Raw genomic sequence first — 19,180 nt, forward strand, 5'->3', positions numbered from 1 at the left:
CTCGTTGAACTTAGTACCAAAACCCGGAGGAAATGAAGCCCTCCGGGTTTTGTGTTTATAGAGCCTTTTGTAAATGGGCTATAAGTTGATTTTTTGTGAGCAACCCCGCTTTTCGCCAGGCTATTTGCCCGTTTTTGAAAAGGATTAGGGTAGGGATGCTCCGGATTCCGAAGCGCTGGGCTATCGCCTGGTTTTTGTCAACATTGACTTTTATTACATCTACCTTTTCTTCCATTTCTTTTCCGGTTTCCTCAAGTATCGGAGCCATCGTTTGGCATGGACCGCACCAGTCTGCGTAAAAATCTACGAGTACGGGCTTGTTTCGGTTCACGAGTTTGTTGAAATTGCCTTTTGCCATATTCTCTTGGGTTTTGATTGGTAAAGATCGCTTCAAAACCGTGCAAAAACCGCTTCTCGGGTCTAATTGACAGGAAATATGACAATGTGTCGAGGTAGCGGGCCGAGAATATGGTGAAAAATGCCCGTTATGGCGGGGAAACCCAACGGCGGGCATCGGTGTAATTATTTTCATTTTAGGAATAAAAAGAGAATATTTACCCTTTCAATTCATAGGGAAAACCAGTGGCCGCGCCAAACCTGAACGAACCAACACTAGACTGATCGAATATTAAATATTCAGTTTATTGTACCGGGTGCGGTTGTGGATTATCATCGTATAAATTAGCCTTGATCTTTAGAAAATCTTGGCTACTTTAGCGATTGGAACCTTCTACGACACAAAAGCGAACCGAAAAATTATGCTTTTAGATTTTGAGAAACCCATCGCCGAGTTGGAGGTCAAGTTGGCGGAAATGAAAAACTTGGCTGACGAAAACGGCGTGGACGTGGACGATACCGTGAAGACGCTTGAGAAAAGAATCCTCGATTTAAAGAAAGATACGTTCAGTAATCTGACTCGTTGGCAACGCGTACAATTGTCGCGTCACGCCGAGCGTCCGTATACACTGGACTACATCAACGCGATATCGGACGATTTTATCGAATTGCACGGTGATCGCCAGTTCGCCGACGATAAGGCGATGGTGGGCGGTTTGGCCACTGTAGACGGACAACCAATTATGTTTGTCGGTCAGCAAAAAGGCCGTAATACCAAAGACCGTCAGGTAAGGAATTTCGGAATGCCGAATCCGGAAGGCTACAGAAAAGCCCTCAGGTTGATGAAAACCGCCGAGAAATTCAATATTCCGGTAGTTACCTTGATCGACACTCCGGGCGCCTTTCCAGGGCTTGAGGCCGAAGAGAGGGGCCAAGGCGAGGCCATCGCCAGAAACTTGAGAGATATGTTCTCGTTGACCATTCCAGTTGTTTGCGTGATTATCGGAGAAGGTGCTTCCGGTGGAGCGCTCGGAATCGGAATCGGGGACAGGGTGCTGATGTTGGAAAACACTTGGTACTCGGTTATCTCGCCGGAATCTTGCTCTTCTATTTTGTGGAGAAGCTGGGAGTATAAAGAACAAGCGGCCGAGGCGCTGAAGCTAACCGCCGAAGACATGACCGGTTTCGGATTAGTGGACCGGATAGTTCCTGAGCCGTTAGGCGGTGCCCACACGGATGTGGAAGCCATGGCCGAAACGCTCAAGAGCGTAGTGCTTGAAGAGATTGGGGCCTTGAAGGATATGGATCCTGAGGAACGAATCGACAAGCGGATAGAGAAATTTTGTGAGATGGGCGTAGTGCAGGAGGGATAAGCATGAAAACCATTACTCAAGTATAATCTTTTTGTATAGCATTAGAAAGGCGAACCCATACGGGTTCGTCTTTTTGGTTTTAATCTGGAAATTATGAAACTTCAAATGGTTCAGGCTGGCCAATTCTATTTGGACGGCGGTGCGATGTTCGGTGTGGTGCCAAAAACTATTTGGTCGAAGACGAATGAGGCGGATGAGAAAAACCGAATCCTATTGTCGTGCAGATGTCTTTTGGTAGAAACCGATGACCGAAAGATTCTCATAGATACAGGGTTGGGAGACAAGCAGACCGCGAAGTTCTTCGGTTTTTATGATTGGGATGTCAATAATGACATCCGGGAGAAAGTTCGTGAGGCGGGTGTGGACCCTGAAGATATTACGGACGTGTTTTTTACACACCTTCATTTTGATCATTGTGGTGGCGCCGTTGTGGCTGGCGAAGGTGGAGAGCCTGGTTTGGCATTTCCTAAAGCCACACATTGGAGTCATTCTAAGCATTGGCATTGGGCCGTTTATCCGAACGCCCGTGAAAAAGCCAGTTTTTTGAAAGAGAACATTTTGCCGATCGAGGCTAGCGGTAAACTGAAATTTGCGGATAAAGGACATGATTTGCCTTTCGAGTTTGTGGAGGTCTGTGGCCATACGCAATCGCAGATGTTGCCTTTGATCGAAGTTGGCGGAAAGAAAGTCCTTTATGCCGCTGATCTTCTTCCTACGGCTGGTCATGTTCCGTTACCATACGTGATGGGTTATGACGTGAATCCGCTCAAGACTTTGGAAGAAAAGAAAAAATGGCTCGAATGGGTAGAGAAGGAAAATGTTATCCTCTTTTTGGAACATGACGCTCAGTACGATTGCTGTACGTTGAAAAGTACCGAAAAAGGCCCGAGAGTAGATCGCCTGATGTCTTTGGAGGAAGCTCTGGAAGCCTAAGCGAATCGGTATTTTTCCGAAAAAAGCATAGACAAGCCCTAGCCGATCAATTTTGGCTAGGGCTTTGTGTTTTTAGAAGGAAAGACGGATTTGTATGCGAAAAAAAATAAATAAAACTGTAAGGAAAGGTTTAGTGCTGTCGGGTGGCGGTTCGCATGGCTATGCGCACTTGGGAGTGTTGAAAGCTTTTAAAGAAAAAGGGATTGATTTCGATATGGTTTCCGGTTGTAGCGCCGGAGCATTGATCGGTTTGTTTTATGCGGGAGGCTTTGATCCTGATGAAGCTTTTCGGATTATACAAGAGTCGAATGTTGTAAAAACTCTACGGTTTGCGTGGAGCAGGCGAGGGCTGTTCAGGGTGCAGCGTTTTGAGAAAAAGCTAATGCGTATCTTTCCCGATAATGATTTCGAAAACCTGAAAAAAGCGCTTGTGGTAAGCGTGACAGACCTGAATAAAGGCGGTGTAAATTACTTGCACTCGGGAGGGAATCTTATCACCTCAGTTTTGGCTTCGTGCGCTATTCCTTTGGTTTTTGAGCCCGTTCACCTGGATGGGTGTTATTATGTTGACGGAGGTTTTTCCAATAACTTGCCGGCCGAGCCGTTGGCGGATGAGTGCGATCTTTTGGTGGGGATAAACGTGCTTCCCGTACCTGACGAATTCGATGAGAAACAACTTAAGTTTCCGTGGGTAATGCACAGGGTTTCGGCTATTATGGCTAGGACTTTGACCAGCAAAGGCCGTTCGTTGTGCGATTTTTTGGTAGAGCCTGAAGGTTTGGAAAAATATAGCCCTTTTGACCTTTCCAAAGCTGATGAGATTTTCGAAATCGGATATCGGGAAGGCCTACGCCGTCTGGAGGATAAGACTTTTTTGGAGGCCCTGACATAAGTTCTGTCCGATGAATTCCTTAACTTCGGGTTCTGTCTGACAAAACCAAGAACCAGAAATAAGATGTGGAAATTAATTGCAAACCTGATATTCAAGGTTGCCGGTTGGAAAGTGGAGGGTGATTTGCCCAAAGATATTGATAAGGCGGTGATGATTGCGGCGCCGCACACAAGTAACTGGGATTTTGTTTTTGCCAGGGCCGCCTTTTTCCTGATGGGAGTTCCCGTAAGGTTTACAATCAAAAAAGAATGGGTCGAGGGACCATTGGGCTGGCTGATCAAGTCGTTGGGAGCCATAGCTATCGACCGTTCGCCAAAGAAGGCGGGAGAGAAGCGTCGCAGTATGGTGGAGGCCATGACTGATCTTTTTGCCGAAAGAGAGGAGCTGGTGGTGATGATTACGCCGGAAGGAACCCGTAGTTATGCTCCGCGTTGGAAAAAAGGGTTCTATTACGTGGCCCTCAACGCCAAAGTACCGATCGTTTTAGGGTACCTCGATTATGGAAAAAAGAAGGCCGGTGTAGGCCCTATAATCCATCCGACCGGCGATTATGAAAAGGATTTGGAGGAGATCAAATCTTTTTACCGTCAGGTACAAGGACGTCATCCAGATAAGGGAATTCGATAAAGTGGTTTCCTGACTATTTAGAAATTACGATTTGAAGAATAAAAAAATCCTCAAGTGGAGTTTCCGTTTGAGGATTTTTCTTTGGGTAAGAATCGATTATTCAGCTGTTGCTGAGTCGGCTTCTTCCATCTTCCTTATTTTCTCTTTCAGGAAAGCGATTTCGTCCTCAAAGCCTTTTCGCATTCTTTCCTGCTCTTCGTTCGTGGCGGCAAGTTCTTCCATGTTTTGTCGATGTTCCTCTTCTCGGCTACGAAGTTCGTCAGAGACGGACCGGGATTCGGCTAACATCTTTTTCGTCAGCTCGCCGCTCCGCATTACCGATACGCTGGACGCGATGGATTCCGCTATTTTGTTGATGAAAATGCGCTCGTTCTCGGAGAATTTCTGGAAAGAGGCGATCTCCATTACGCCATAAACCTCGTCGTTGGAAATCAACGGGACGATATAAATAGCTTTTGGAGTAGATTCACCAAGTCCTGATGTTATACGGATATATCCTTGGGGGATTTCGGTAAGGTATCTGGGCTCTTTTTCCAAAAACACTTGGCCCATTAGCCCTTGCCCGGGCGCAATCGTCAACTCCACATGCTTGGTTCTTCCATAGGCGTATGTGGCTGTTTGTACCAGCATAGTGCTGTTTTCGATTTCTTTCGCAAGGGCTATAACACCTTGGTTGGCGTCCAGATATCGAATCAATTTAGCCAAGATATCATCCGCCAGTTTTTCGAAACTTTGGTCTTGCATTCTAAGGATCGAGGAAAATTCCGCAATTCCTTCTGACATCCAGTTCTGAGCCTGTTCTTTTTCCCTGTAAGCCACCAACGACTGTTTCATTTGCAAAAGCGCTTTGCCTAGCATATCCTCGTCGCTTTTGATCTGCAGATCTTGGCTATAATCTTCGTTGCCAATGGCCAACGCGAATTTTGCTTTTTCGTCTATGCCCTCGTTCATCGCCTCCAATGCCTGGTACATTAGGGTCGTTTCGTTTTCGTCATCTGTGACCTTACGCTTTGTAAGCTTAACCTTTTCGCCCTTAGCCATTTTTCCAAGCAATTCGGTGATACGAATAAGGGGAGTGGTTATGGACCTGATCAAATTGTAGACGATTAGGATAATAAGCCCAATGCCCGCTAAGGAAATAATCGCTGTTTGCCAGATTATCGCTGTCGCTTCGCTGTTAATGACATCATAGGGAATCAACTGCGTAAAGTACCAGCGTTCCGGCGCTTTCCCGACTTTAATTGGGACTGTAAACGCTATGAATTCCCTGTTTAAGGAATCCGTCAAAGCGAACTGGTAAAGGTCCTTTTGGTATTCGACCGGTTCGGATTTTATTTTCTCAGTGATTTCGGTTTGTATACTTTCGAAAAGCACACTGTCTTCTATATATATGTTTTTTGCGGCGACATAGCGCTCGTTGTCATCGTAATATTTTTTGTGATAGTCTTCGTAAAAAAGGATTGCGTTGCCTTCGTTGTGGTAGTCTGCGGATTGAACGATTTTCTTTAGCTGTTCCATCGAAATATCGACACCCATTGTTCCCATAAATTCTTCGCCGTCTTTTAATACGGAAGAGAGAAGGTTGGCCTGAAGAAAATTTTTGGAATTACCGCCGTAAGAGAAGTTGTATGGGTCGAGAAGGCTTTCGCCTTTGCTGGCTTTTAGTTTTACGTAATAGCCGTTCGTGAAGACATCTTCCGCTTTTTTGGTACGGCTTCGGCGTAGTTTGATTTCCCCTTCGTCTTTATAGAAGGTGTAGTAAAAGTTACCCGCCACGGAGCTTCCCCGTTTACCGATCCACTCATGCGCCAAGCTGTCGATTGCGTAAGTTTCCAGCTTACTCCAAACGGACAGCAATTCGTCGTTGTTCTCAAGTTCGCGTCGCATTAGGCTGCTCAAAACCGATCTGCGATCCTCTTCCGGAATGGTCTCGTACTCTTCGACAGCCCTTGCGAGTTGTCTTACGGTTTCCATGTACTCGTTCAGTTGGTCTGTTATTTCGTCTGCGTAATATTTTGTAAAAAATTCACTGCTTTTTAATTGGTCTCGAGTGGTTTTTTTATAAAATCGGTAGGAAATATACGATATGATTGAGCCTGAAATCAATATTGTCGCAGAGAGTATCCAAAGATATAAACGTGTTCTGAGGCGCATAATGTAATGAGGTCTGAAAAACTAAAAATGCATAATCTGTATGCGGTTGATATTTATATATGCAGTAAAATAAATATATGAAAATAAACGCCCTTCAATGGTGTAAAAGGCAATGTAAGGTAAAAATATACCTATTTTTCATGATGAAATTGAGATTTACATCTTTAAATAACTGTTAAATTTTCACTCTCCGAAAGAGAAAAGTGTTCCCTAGTATGTGTTTTCTCTTTTTATGAACTAGTCAAGGGCGAAGTTTTGGTTAAGGTGTGTTAACGGAATGTTTCGATCATTTTTACCCTAGGTTTTGGACAAAGACAACCCGTGTATGTGCCCTTGACTTCTTGTGAAAGGTGTTTTCGGTTGTGTCTTTTCTTGACACTTGGTTTTGTGTGCGGGCGTGTGAAATGTGTACGGACTATGTAAAATGTGCGAAAAACCATTTGTGTTATTTTTTGTGGGAATGTACTCAAATGCGCACGAGTGATTTTGCTGGATTTCTTAGCCTCCGCTTATTTTTGTCGCAATGATTTTTACGGTTCGGAAAGTGATCCGGATGTTGTGTCTAAAAAAACAGGAATCATCAGAATGAAGAATTTGTTGTTTGCGTTTCCGATTTTGGTATTTGCCTTTTTGTATGCCCCAAATACTTTTGCCCAAAAAGGAACTTCGGTCAAAGGAAGAGTGGTGGCAGTAAACGGGGAGCCCGTGGCCTATGCCGGTGTAGTGATTTCAACGCTTGGTGGCGATATGTTGGCGGGCGGTGTCACAGGTGATGACGGCCGTTTCGGGTTTGTCGTCAAATCGGCGGGAAAGCTGAGGCTGAAAGTGAGTTTTATGGGGTATGAGGATTTGGAAAAAGATATTGAGCTGACTGCTGGGAAAGGCAATGATTTGGGAGATGTCAGTATCAAGCCGTCCACGAGGCTTCTGGAGGAAATAAGCGTAAGTGCCGATAAGGCGATAGCTTCCCATAAGGTGGATAAATCGGTGTATGAAGCCTCCGGGTTTAAGGCGAGCGCTAACGGTTCGGCGGTTGATATTCTAAGGAACCTTCCGTCGGTCACAATGGTGGGTGACGATGTTGCTGTTCGTGGCACAACCGGATTTACCGTATTGGTAAACGGCAAGCCTTCGCAACTTAAGCCTGCGGAAGTATTGGGCCAGTTGGCCGGAAACTTAGTGGAGCGGGTTGAGGTGATCACGGCGCCATCCGCCAAATATGATCCTGACGGAAAAGCTGGACTTATAAACATCATTACAAAGAAAGGAGCGGCCGACGGCTTATTCGTTTCCGCAAATGGAGCTTTTGGCGGTACGGATCCGGCCCGTTACGGTGGAGGTTTGAACCTTGGCTATACCAAAGGAAAAACCCGAGTGTACTTGGGCGGAGATTTCAGGCAAAAAGATCTTGATGGCGATCGTTACGGTGATATCATGACCAAACACGAAGGCGTGCAACATGATTTGATTTCGGACGGTACCCGTAACTATTATGAATATCTCTACTCCGTACAAGGCGGTATCGATTATGATTTCAGCGCAAACGACGCTATTTCCGCTACCTTCTATACTGGCGGACGAAAGAAAGAGCGTGAGGCCGATTTGCTTTACACTACCGAAAGAGACGACCAGCCGGGTACGGTGGATGAATTTTATAATATGAACTGGATGGTGCGCGAAGGGCGTTACACCACTTTGGGCCTGGATTATACGCACAAATTCACCGAGAAAAGCAAGCTGGCCTTCTCCGGTCTTTACGAATCGTCGGAGTTGCTAGGTCCTATTGACAATCGGAACCTGACTGAGCAAGGCGGAGATCTGGAGCTCTACGAGCGTATGGACTCTGAAAATCCGCTTGACGGCTACCGTTTCTCTGTAGACTACGAGACCGGAATCGGGCAGTTTGGCAAGTTTGAGACGGGCTATCGTTACCGCCGTCTGAGGCACAAGGGAGACTTTGTGTATGAGACATTGGACCTTTCGGCCAGTGACAATGACACTTGGATACGAGACAAAGAGAAAAGTAACTCTATCGACCTTCTTAGGGAAATCCACTCTCTGTACGGCGCCTTCTCTTCTAAAGTGGGGCGCATCTCGTATAATGCCGGCTTGCGGGCGGAATACACCGACCGCGAAATGGAATCGACGACAAAGTCTACTCCTTATGAGTACAGCAAGTTCAATTTGTTCCCGTCGGGGATGGTGGCTTATGACTTGGGCAACGGCCAAAACGTAAGGCTCGCTTACTCAAAAAGGGTGGAGCGCCCGACTACAAAGCTGATGAACCCCTTCAAGCTTCACCGTCACGGTGAGGTAGTGGAAGAGGGCGACCCTGAGCTTGTGCCTGAATTCATCGATTTGGTGGAATTGGGCTACGTGAACGAATTCGGAGCGAATACCTTCGCCTTTACCACGTACTACCGCCATACTGAGGACAAGATTTATCGCTCCAATGCCGTTTATGAGCCTAATATCCTCTACAGAGCCTATACAAACGCTGGTCGTGCGCAAGCCGTTGGCGCCGAGGCTTCCGTTTCGGCCTCGCCATGGTCTTGGTGGAACTTCTTTGCGGGCGTAAACGTGTACGACTACCGTGTTTGGGGCGATATCTTCGGTGTGAAGCTGGACCAGTCTAGCCTAAACTGGAGTGTGAACGCCAACTCTACGGTAAGTTTCACCAAAACCCTTAAACTGAACTGGAACCTGAGCTACAGGTCGGAAACCGTAACGGCGCAGGGCGAAGACGGTGACTTTCTGATGTCTGACTTGGCTTTGAGCCAGTCTTTGCCAAAACATGGCCTGACATTCAGTTTGCAGGTAAGGGATATCTTTGAGTCCAATATCGAGACATTTAATACGGCGGGAGATACCTTCGACGCTTATAATAAGTATACCAAGGAAGGACAGATCTTTATGTTGGGTGTAAGCTACTCACTGAATATGAAGAACCGTAAGGGCAAAAAGATCGAGAGCGAATTCGGTAAGAAAGAATTCTAAATCGACCTTCGGCCGGAGAACTTACGGGGCGCTAACCGATGCTGTTATAGGGCGGGGTTAGCGCCCCATTGTTTTTTGTAGGGAATGAGTCAAACCGGAATTCTGTAGTGTTTTGTGTAAATGATTCGCTTTTCTTGAAACATTACCTTGCCTATACCTTATAAGTCATGGGAGAGGTCTCATAATTTCGGAGTTTACGTAGTTCGAAAATGATAGAATTAAGGTACGACTTAACGGATATAGAAAGCCAACTCATTGAGTGGGCCGATTTTTTGGGAGGCAAAGTGGAGAACGGAGTGTTGGAAAGCGATGCGGTAACCATTAGGGCCTACTCGTTCGAAGAAATGGAAATGGTGAGTTTGGTCGGGACCATGAAGGAGGAAACCCGCTTTGTGCGCCAGATCAAACCCGGAGCGGACTGTTTTCCGTTACAGTTCAGTCTTGGGATGTCAGTTGAGCAAGGTAGCGAGAGCCACGAAGAGCCGAAAACCCATAGGGGAGTTTATTTCACTAATATCGATTCCAGTATTGTTTGTCCCAAAGACTACACCTATCGGAGCGTGGTGTTAAGGATTAGCAAAAAGAACCTGCTGAACTTTTTGCATAAAGACCATTCGCTTTATAGAAGTGTAGACGAAGGCAAGCCTTTTTTTATAAACGATGACATCACCCCGAAAATGAGGAATATTATTTTTGAGATGGTGAATTATGACGGTCCGGAGCCTATCCGGGCCAATCTGTTCAGGGCTTTTTCTTGGCAGTTGCTGACTTATTTTATGGAAGGCATAATGCTTAGGTACGGCAAGATGTCGGGTTATGTGAAAGAGGCCAGCCTAAAAGCCGTTTTGCAAGCCCGGGATTTGCTGTTGTCGAATCTGTCCGAATCCATACCCATAGACCAGCTTAGCAGGGAATGCGGATTGAGCAATACGCGGCTAAGGGAGCTTTTTAAGGAAGTGTACGGACAAAGCATCCATCAATATTACCAACGCTATAGGATGGAAGAGGCGAAGCGCCTGTTGCTGACTGGCGAATATCCCGTCGGTGAGGTGGGGCATATGGTGGGCTACACCCATTTGGGACATTTTTCGGCGGCCTTTAAGAAAGCCTTCGGTGTTTTGCCCAAAAAACTTATAATAGTATAGCGCAGAATGCTCTTTGTCGCTTCTTCCGTAAAGGCCTCGTTGAGCCTTTTTTCGTGTCCCTGATGGTTGGCTCGTCCAGTCTTTTTGCGTGGAGGATACACGTTGTGGGTCTTGTGTTTTAGGGAGTTGCGACGCCTTGTTCTGTCGGAATGGGCTATAAATTAAGCGTAAAGTGATATAGTTCCGAGTCCGTTTGCCCGACATTCGCATCCAAGACAATGACGCTGACTAAAGGAGCTGAAATGGACACTACAGTTGATTTTCTTACCGCAGAGTCTTCTTTGAACAAAAGGAGAAAACACTTCCATATGATGATCAAGCCCATCGGGCCGGTCTGCAACTTGGCATGTACGTATTGTTACTACCTTGAGAAGGAAAACATATACGAGAACAAGAAATCCACACCGTCCCGCTTTAAGATGAGTGATAGGGTACTGGAGGCCTACATCAGGGACTATATCAAATCCCAGCCTACCGAAAATCCCCGCGTGGTGTTCGCTTGGCAGGGCGGAGAGGCTACGCTTTTGGGCTTGGAGTTCTTTGAGAGGGCCGTGAAGTTCCAGCAAAAGTACGCTGACGGACGGCGGATGGAAAACACCATACAGACCAACGGCATGTTCATAGACGGGAAGTGGGCGAAGTTCCTCAAGAAACACGACTTTCTGGTGGGTATTTCCATCGACGGGCCAAAGGATATCCACGACCGCTACCGTGTGAACAAAGGCGGAAAGGGCACTTGGGACCGGGTGATGGAGTCTGTCCGGGCCCTGCGCAAGCACAAAGTGCGCTTCAATACCCTAACCGTGGTCAGTAGCCTTACGGCCGAGCACCCGCTTAGGGTATACCGCTTCCTTAAATCTACGGGTAGCGAGTGGTTCCAGTTCCTGCCTATTCAGGAGCGCAAGGCCTTGGACAAAAATGAAAAGCTCAGTCTGGTGGCCAACGACTACAAGGGCGAGACGGAAGTGACAGAAGAGAGCGTAAGGCCCGAGCAATGGGGCAAATTCCTGACGACCATATTCGATGAGTGGGTGCGCAAGGACGTGGGCAAAATCTTCGTAAAGGAATTCGACACGGCTCTGGAGGCTTGGTGCGGGTATATGCCTTCTTCCTGCATCCACTCAAAGTCTTGTGGCGACGGATTGGTGATGGAGCACAACGGAGACGTATTCTCTTGCGACCATTACGTATATCCGAAGTTTAAGCTCGGCAATATCATGGACAAGCCGTTGTTGGACATGGCCAATTCGCCGGAGCAGAAGAAGTTCGGAAATGACAAGTACGATACCCTATCGGAGAAGTGCCGGAAGTGCAAATACCTGACGGCCTGTTACGGCGAATGCCCGAAGCACCGCTTCGCCAAGACCGAGAAGGGCGAGGACCACACCTACCTGTGTCCGGGGTACTACGCGTTTTATGACCATGTGGCGCCTTATATGCACGTGATGCGCACGTTGCTGAAGGTGGGCAAGAAGCCGGCGGAGATTATGAATCTTATAAAGATACAAGAGCGGAAGGAGAAAGCGGAAGCCAAAAAGACCAGAAAAAAAGAACGCATGGCAGTCTGACTTTGTGTAGACTATCGGCTTGTCATTTTAGGATAAACAATAAAGGCAAAGCCCCGAACCGAAAGCGGATAAATCATCTCCGTTGCGCTTTGGTTCAGGGCTTCTTTTATGTGTGGTTATTGCTTGAAGAGTCTTTCCGAAAGTCTGGTTTGGGACCCGGAAAGCCTCCAAGTGCTTTTTTGTCTGCGAAGCGTTGTTTAGCTGACGGCCTCTTTTTCCTTGACCAATTCAAACTGGGCTTTGGCCAGCTCCTGCTTTAGGCTCGGACCCGGCGTGAAGATGATCTTTTTGTTGCGGATCATCGATACGTTGAAATCCTCGGAACTCTCGGCGCCCTCGCTGCCGAAGCTCAGCCGGAAAGACCCCAGCTCGCCCAATTGTACGGACTGGCCGTCGAGCAGATACTTCGGTATTTGGTCCACTAAGTTCAATAACACGTTGCTGATATCGCCACGGCTTAGTGATGACATGTCCGTGATGTCACGGCTGATGGCGCTAAGCGTTTTTTTGCCCGACGTCTGCGGTGTGGCGTAATACTTCTTCGGGCCTTCGCGGTCTTGGGGATTGGCTTTCTGTGTTATCTTGTATTTTAGCATAATTAAATAGGGTTTTAGTTGTGATTATATAAGCAATATAAGTATTGCCACGCAGGTTTTTTGTTTAGATGGGACTCCGAAATCACTCCAAAACCACATGGCGCAAAGTTTTTTCGCAAAGCGAATCACCCGATTGGGCGGGGAAGGGAAAGACGTGTGAGGCTTTGAGTGGGAGAGGGCGCGAAGGGGTTTGAGTTTGCTCGACCGTTCAAACGAAACGAAAGAAACGTGCGCACTAAAACGGTGAGGCGTACGAAGTAAAATGATGATACGTACGAAAAGAAATAATGAGACGTAAAATTAAAAACGACGGCACGTACGATTAAAAACAATGAGACGTATGACTGAAAATGATTACACGTATGAAAATAATATTAGAGACGTTTGAAAAATAAAAGCAATACGTCCGAATTGGATAAACCGCGCTGTGAATTAGAAATGGCGACACGTTTCGTAGTGGCGAAGGGTGCCGACCTGTAGATGCGAGTCAGGGTTCGGTTGGTTTCGTTCGGAGTGCGAGTTGATTTGAATAAAAGTCGGAATGGGATATTTTGTCGCTGTTTTTAGATAAAGAAAACGCTGTGTCGCCGGTAATTTTGCTTCTGAACTTAGTGCAATAAACACAGAAGCTATGAACTCTAAGGATCTTTTGAAAAACGTAGGCCTAGGCGCCGCGATGTTGGGCGCTGTTGCGCCTTCCGACGCGCTGGCCCAGAAAAATAAGAAGAAGAAAAGCGAACAACCGAATATCCTCGTAATCTGGGGCGATGATATCGGTATCTCTAACATCAGCGCTTACTCCGACGGCCTGATGGGGTACCGGACTCCGAACATCGACCGTATAGCCAACGAGGGCATGCGCTTTACCGACTACTACGGCGAGCAGTCTTCCACTGCCGGCCGGGCCGCGTTTATCACCGGCCAGTCTCCCGTGCGTACGGGCCTTACCAAAGTGGGATTGCCGGGCGCCCCGGTGGGAATTCAGGATAAGGACGCCACTATCGCCGAGATGTTGAAGCCGTTGGGCTACGCCACCGCGCAGTTCGGCAAAAACCACTTAGGCGACCGTGACGAGTACTTGCCCGCTAACCACGGGTTTGATGAGTTCTTCGGAAACCTTTATCACCTGAACGCCGAGGAAGAGCCGGAACATCCCGACTACCCGAAAGATCCCGAGTTCCGCAAGAAGTTCGGACCGAGAGGGGTGCTAAAAGCCACCGCCGACGGGCAGATCAAGGATACGGGACCATTGACAAAGAAACGGATGGAGACTTGTGACGAGGAGTTTCTAAACGAGGCCAAGGACTTTATCAAGCGACAGGCCAAGGCGGACACGCCTTTCTTCACTTGGTTCAACACCACAGGCATGCACTTTCCGACTTATCCCCGCCCAGAGGTGGAAGGACAGTCGGGCCAAGGCTTCTACGCCGACGTGATGGTTGAGCATGACAAAATGGTGGGGCAGTTGCTGGACCTTCTGGAAGAGTTGGGAATCGATGACAATACCATCGTGATCTACTCTACGGACAACGGCCCGCATTTCAATATGTGGCCCGACGGGGCAATCACCCCGTTCCGTTCGGAAAAAAACACCAACTGGGAAGGCGGATACCGCGTGCCGGCTATGGTGAAATGGCCGGGGCATATCAAACCAGGGCAGGTGTCTAACGCTATGATGTCGCATATGGACTGGGCTCCGACTTTGGTCGCGGCCGCGGGCAACGATAAGCTGAGCGAGCAGTTGCTTAAAGGCGAGTTCAAATCAAACGGAAAGACGTTCAAGTCGCACCTCGACGGTCATAACTTCTTGCCGTACTTGACGGGCAAGGAGAAAGAGGGGCCAAGAAAGAACTTCTTCTACTTCAATGACGACGGTATGCCCGTGGCTATGCGTACCGGCGACTGGAAACTAGTGTTCGCCGAGCAGAGAGCCCACGGCTTCGACGTATGGGCCAATCCATTCACCCCATTGCGTTTGCCACACATCCTGAACCTGCGTCGCGATCCGTTCGAAAGAGCGCCCGTTGACGCCGACAACTACCAGAAGTTCCGTATAGACCATGCTTTCATGATATACAAAGCGCAGGACGAGATGGAGCAGTTCCTGCGAACGTTCAAGGAGTACCCGCCATCGCAGCGCCCGGCTTCTTTCGGCATCGACCAGATAACCGAGGAATTCCTGAAAGTGGACTAAAGATAACCGTTCGCCGTTTGCGGAAAGTAACGGTATAGAGACTGTGGTTAAAATAGAAGGGGACCGGCATTGTGCCGGTCCCCTTGCTTTTTTGTTGGTATTAGGTCTTAGGTATCTAGTATTAGGTATTGATTCGTTGTGTTAAAGGGCAGATAAGATACCGTACCTAATACCAAATGCCTGATACTAAGTGTCAACTCTTACTTTTTCATAAAGCGTTCACGGATTTCCGTTCCGTCTTCGGTCACCACTATAATGGCGTATACGCCGGCTGGCAGTGCGTTCACGTCCAACGCGCAAGAGAATGCCTTCGGCGCTGACTCGATAAGGAGCTGGCCTCTGGTGTCGAATACTCTTACGTTTTCGATCTGGCTGTCGGCCATTACGTTCAGCTCATGCTCGGCAGGGTTAGGGTAGAGGCCGATCTTAGGCTCCTGTTCCGCTACTGGTTCCTGTACCGAAGCTTGGCGCAAGGCTGGGCTCGCCACTTCGTTTATAGCCAATTCCGGACGCAAAGAGGCGTCGCTGGCTTCCTTACTGTGGAGGTGGATAAACGCTGGGCCTTTGGTGCCTGATCTGAATTCGAGGCTTACGTCGCCTTGGCCTTGACGGTTTTGGAGGAACGATGTCAAGTCTATCTCGATAGTCTCACCCACCGTGCTCGGGCGGAATGTCGCGAGAACCGTAGACTGTGGTGCCGGCTTATTGCTCCAATTGATGCCGTTCTCAGTCCAGCTGTTGTCGGTTACTTCCCTTACCTCAAAGTCTACCGATTTTGCCTGATTGTTTACGCTGGCGATGCTTACCCTGAGCGTAGCGCTGTTGATCTCGCTAGTGGCTGGCAGTTGCGAACCGTCGAACTTAATATAAGTACGGCGAACGTACGGGGTGGATCCGCCTTGTTTTACCAAGAGAACGTTTGACGATCCGTAGTTCGTTCCGGTGTTTTTGCCGTAAGCGTAGCTGTCGGCCAAGGCTCCGAGCGTTACGCTAGGCGCTTGGTCTTGGGTATGGATGCTGAAGTTATTTGTCGATACGGTACCGAACCCGGCGTTTCCGTCGGCGTCCGTCACTCCCGAAAGATCAAGGCTGATAGTGTTGTTCGATACGGAAATGTCCTCGTTTGGAGTGAAAGTGGCCGTAAACGTGATGTTGTCGGCGCTGGTGACATTGGTGAGCGTACCGTTGGAGAATGTCAGGTCGTCATTGGTGAAGCCTGTCACCGCTTGGTCGAAGGTGGCCGTAAGCGTGGCTGTCTCACCCGAAATAAGCGCGTGGTCACTAAGGCTAAGCGTAGCCGTCGGGCCAGCTACAACGTCCGGAGCGTACTCGCCGTATACTTCGAACTCGGAGAACTGGAGCTTACTGCCGTTTGCCACGTCCAGCTGGATACGTACATATCGCCCGACAACGTTGTCTGAAGACAGGTCGTAATTAGACGAAGGCGACTGCATGGAGCCTGTTTCCCTGATGTGGTGTACAAGGCCCGGATCGTTAACCGTCTCTTGCTTCTTCTCCGATTCGAAAGGAGTTTTGGAGATAAAGATATGGTAGTTTGACGAAGCCGGCTTAGTTCCGCTAGGATGGAAGGCTTTGATCTCGCTGATCTTCACTTGGCGTCCCAAGTCTACAGTCCACCAAGGCTGGATACCCGGAGTGTGTACCAAGCCGTACTTTCCGCAGTACATATTTGATGTAGTGCCGTCGTTTCCTCTTTCCGGTCCTTTGTAGTCGGACGGAGTTGAGCGGTAAGAAGGCTGGAACAAAGCGAGATTAGTGCTGGCGTCACCGATAGTAATTTGCGTCTCGATATCGTAAGAGCCTGTTGCGTTGGTTACGGTGAGCGTTACGCTTTTTACGCCCGGAGTTGTGTAAGTGATGGTACCTGGGTTCTGGGCTGTACTGGTGGCCGGTGTTCCGTCTTGGAACGTCCACTGGTAGCTGTCGGCGAAGTTGGACTCACAGCTGGCGTTTATGCCGTCGGCGATGTTGGCTCTGGTCTGGAAGTTGAATTTGGCCCAAGGCCCTGGCTCGAAGGTCTGACCTGACGAGATGGCCGAGCTGGTAGTCTTATGGTCTTTGCCTACGGATACAATCGCGAACTTCATATCGCCGTCGCCTGGAGTTCTCATAATGTTTTTAAAAACCATGGCGCGCGCTATAGAGCGACCCAAGAATACTGAGTCTTGGTCGTTGTTGCTTACCTGATACGCCTCGAAATACTCTACGTTAGAGCTTTCGTTGAAGCGGGGATTTCCCGGAAGGGCCCACTCAAGACGGCCGGAAATGTAACGGCCGGTAGCCTGAAGTTGAGCCACGTTGATAGCGGTGGCGGCGTCCGGAGCCGAAACGGCGCCGTCGGTCAAGGACATTCCGCCGATGTGTACGGTATAATCGCTTTGCGAGCTAGATCCTTTGAAGTTAAGGCCCAACACGGCGAGCGTTTGTCCCGAGTAAGAAGAAAGATCCAGAGTTACGGTGTTCCATCCGTCTTTGGTGGTGTTGCCTACCGGCACGTGGCTAAAACTACTGAGCGATTGCCCGTTTTCGAAAGCCAAAGAGGCCAATACGTTCGAAGCCGATCCGGCCGAGGCGCCTTCCACTTTGTAAGTGATTTCGAGTTGGGTCGCGTTGCTGATCGGGAGTTTGGTCTTGAACAGACGGAGTACGTTGTCCGTAGAACTTACGTTTCCTGTCACTTTGAGTGAGCTACCGCCTTCGTAAGCTTCCAAGAAATCCATAGAAGCTTCGAGGCTTTGTCCGCCTTGGCTCCACCACCAACGCCATGTAGGCACCATGTCTTGGATACTGGTGTTGTTCCATTCGTTCGGGATGGCCACTTCACCGGCCTTGGCGAAGAAGTTACCGCAACCGTCGTTGAAGTTAGTCACCAACGGGTAGCTGTCGATCGAAGACTTTGCCGTAACGTGAGCGGCCATTCCGGCGATGCGTTTGGTCTTGCCACTTGAGCTAGACGGTACTCCCGGTTGGCTAGGGTCGCCGTTCGGGCCTACCCAGAGATTCATGGCGCGAGAGTAGAAGTTGGCCCTTTTGTCTTCCGGAGTCATGCCCCGGCGGTCTTTCCAGCTTTTCTCTTCCCAAAGAGCGATAGAAGTCTCGTTGTTAAGCAAGTCTTTCCAAGGATGCTTGAGTTGTCCACGGCTTACGCCCGGCATATTAAGGCCGGCGAAAACTCGGTCGTAAGGATCGTTCTTTCCAGCCGGGAAGTTGTTTTTAACGTAGTTGGCTGAGTTTTGAAGAGAGCTTCCATTCCATTCGTAGTTTAGGAAGGCCTGTGTAAAGGTTGTTTTACCGTTTTCCTCAAGCCACTTGTTATTGGTCCCATCCACTTGTCTAATGCCAAAGCTTCTGCTTCCAGAATTATAGTGCACATAGTAGTATGTCAGCTCAAAGTGAGGCATGTTTTCCTCTTCGTGAGCGATGCGTGTCATTTCCTGAAACAACCCTCTTGTTTGCGTAGCGATAGAGCTAGGGTAGGTCGTCACTTCGATATTGAAAGCGTAGCCGTCAAACCCGAAATGCTTTGCGATAAGGACCATCCTTCTGGCGTGTTTGTATGTGCCGTCAGAGTTTTTGCTGATCAATTCCACAAATTTGGAATTACTTGGCTGGGTAGGGTCGGCAAAAGTCAACCCGCCCATAATCTTACAGCCGTTACGGTGTCCAGCGTCGGTATAGGAGGCCGGAGGCAGGTGGAGGCGGGCGCTACCCGGGCTCCAGTATTGCCACATGTCCTGATATTGCCAGTAATGCGGGTTGTAATCGTCGATGGCATCACCGTTACGGGTGTTTGGGTTCATGATCACCCAATTACTGATTTTCTTTTTGTGGGGAATGTTCTGGTTGGTCTGTGAGGCTTTGAACTCAAAGCGGTCGGCCAACGGTACCCTTGAGATGTGGAATTCCTCGTTTTCGGAGTTACCGGGACTCCAGTTTCCGATATAATTATCATCGGAAGGGTTAAAGGAGAAAGAAATGATTTTGGGGTGTTCGACCTGTCCGTATGTATGGGCGGACAAGGCAAGCAGACACAAAGAGAAAAAGGCCTTTGTGAACAGCGATGAGACTGTAAAGTGCTTCATGCTTATTTGAAATTTAATTGTACAAAAACGGTCTTTTTACGGACCTGAAAAACTGATCAATCATGTGATGTGATAATCGATTTTCCCCATCGAAGGTGGAGGGGATTTTAATACAGAAGCATGAAGTCTTGTTTTTCCATCGTTTTGTGGATGAAATATTTTGAAAAAATATATTGAAATAAGGGTTTTGTTTTTCTTGTTCGTGTTTATTAGGTTCTGTTTTTTATATTTTTCAACAAATTCCTCGAGGTGTCTTCTTTTT

12 protein-coding genes are annotated in these 19,180 nt (G+C 48.2%); 8 read left to right on the top strand and 4 right to left on the bottom strand.

Going from position 1 to position 19,180, the window contains the following annotated elements; translation table 11 throughout:
- Positions 1-55: 55 nt before the first annotated feature.
- On the bottom strand, positions 56-358 hold the full coding sequence (gene trxA, locus AABK39_RS07130; RefSeq protein WP_338394230.1) for a thioredoxin: 303 nt from the start codon (positions 356-358) through the stop codon (positions 56-58).
- Between the two features lie 400 nt (positions 359-758).
- Between trxA and AABK39_RS07135 the strand changes: the two genes are divergently transcribed.
- The 4 genes from AABK39_RS07135 (at position 759) to AABK39_RS07150 (ending at position 4,161) form a co-directional block, all read left to right on the top strand.
- Positions 759-1,709 carry an acetyl-CoA carboxylase carboxyltransferase subunit alpha gene (locus tag AABK39_RS07135; RefSeq protein ID WP_338394231.1) on the top strand — a complete coding sequence of 317 codons (951 nt, stop codon included), beginning with the start codon at positions 759-761 and terminating at the stop codon, positions 1,707-1,709.
- A 93-nt stretch (positions 1,710-1,802) separates the two neighbouring features.
- Positions 1,803-2,642 carry an MBL fold metallo-hydrolase gene (locus tag AABK39_RS07140; RefSeq protein ID WP_338394232.1) on the top strand — a complete coding sequence of 280 codons (840 nt, stop codon included), beginning with the start codon at positions 1,803-1,805 and terminating at the stop codon, positions 2,640-2,642.
- Positions 2,643-2,736: 94 nt separating this feature from the next.
- Entirely contained in the window at positions 2,737-3,534 is a 798-nt protein-coding gene (locus AABK39_RS07145; RefSeq protein WP_338394233.1) for a patatin-like phospholipase family protein, read from the top strand.
- Between the two features lie 63 nt (positions 3,535-3,597).
- A complete protein-coding gene (locus AABK39_RS07150) occupies positions 3,598-4,161 on the top strand; it encodes a 1-acyl-sn-glycerol-3-phosphate acyltransferase (protein WP_338394234.1) in 564 nt (187 codons plus the stop codon).
- Positions 4,162-4,257: 96 nt separating this feature from the next.
- Here the strand turns inward: AABK39_RS07150 and AABK39_RS07155 are convergent, their stop codons facing one another.
- Positions 4,258-6,135, bottom strand: a complete 1,878-nt coding sequence (locus tag AABK39_RS07155) for a GAF domain-containing protein (protein WP_338394235.1) — start codon at positions 6,133-6,135, stop codon at positions 4,258-4,260.
- 765 nt (positions 6,136-6,900) lie between these two features.
- On the opposite strand from AABK39_RS07155, the gene AABK39_RS07160 reads away from it, so the two are divergent.
- The 3 genes from AABK39_RS07160 (at position 6,901) to AABK39_RS07170 (ending at position 12,025) form a co-directional block, all read left to right on the top strand.
- A complete protein-coding gene (locus AABK39_RS07160; protein ID WP_338394236.1) occupies positions 6,901-9,312 on the top strand; it encodes a TonB-dependent receptor in 2,412 nt (803 codons plus the stop codon).
- A 209-nt stretch (positions 9,313-9,521) separates the two neighbouring features.
- The gene (locus tag AABK39_RS07165) at positions 9,522-10,457 is read left to right on the top strand and encodes an AraC family transcriptional regulator (RefSeq protein WP_338394237.1); all 936 of its coding nucleotides are present in this window, start codon (positions 9,522-9,524) and stop codon (positions 10,455-10,457) included.
- A 218-nt stretch (positions 10,458-10,675) separates the two neighbouring features.
- Complete coding sequence (locus tag AABK39_RS07170; RefSeq protein WP_338394238.1) at positions 10,676-12,025, top strand: anaerobic sulfatase maturase; 1,350 nt, start codon at positions 10,676-10,678, stop codon at positions 12,023-12,025.
- Positions 12,026-12,222: 197 nt separating this feature from the next.
- On the opposite strand, the gene AABK39_RS07175 is transcribed toward AABK39_RS07170, so the two are convergent.
- Positions 12,223-12,621, bottom strand: a complete 399-nt coding sequence (locus AABK39_RS07175; RefSeq protein ID WP_338394239.1) for an HU family DNA-binding protein — start codon at positions 12,619-12,621, stop codon at positions 12,223-12,225.
- Positions 12,622-13,252: 631 nt separating this feature from the next.
- Between AABK39_RS07175 and AABK39_RS07180 the strand changes: the two genes are divergently transcribed.
- Entirely contained in the window at positions 13,253-14,815 is a 1,563-nt protein-coding gene (locus AABK39_RS07180) for an arylsulfatase (RefSeq protein ID WP_338394240.1), read from the top strand.
- Positions 14,816-15,015: 200 nt separating this feature from the next.
- Here AABK39_RS07180 and AABK39_RS07185 read toward each other — a convergent pair whose 3' ends face one another.
- The gene (locus AABK39_RS07185; RefSeq protein WP_338394241.1) at positions 15,016-18,918 is read right to left on the bottom strand and encodes an endo-beta-N-acetylglucosaminidase; all 3,903 of its coding nucleotides are present in this window, start codon (positions 18,916-18,918) and stop codon (positions 15,016-15,018) included.
- Between the last annotated feature and the right edge of the window lie 262 nt (positions 18,919-19,180).

This window comes from Fulvitalea axinellae, from assembly GCF_036492835.1.
In the GTDB taxonomy this organism is placed as follows: Bacteria; Bacteroidota; Bacteroidia; order Cytophagales; family Cyclobacteriaceae; genus Fulvitalea; species Fulvitalea axinellae.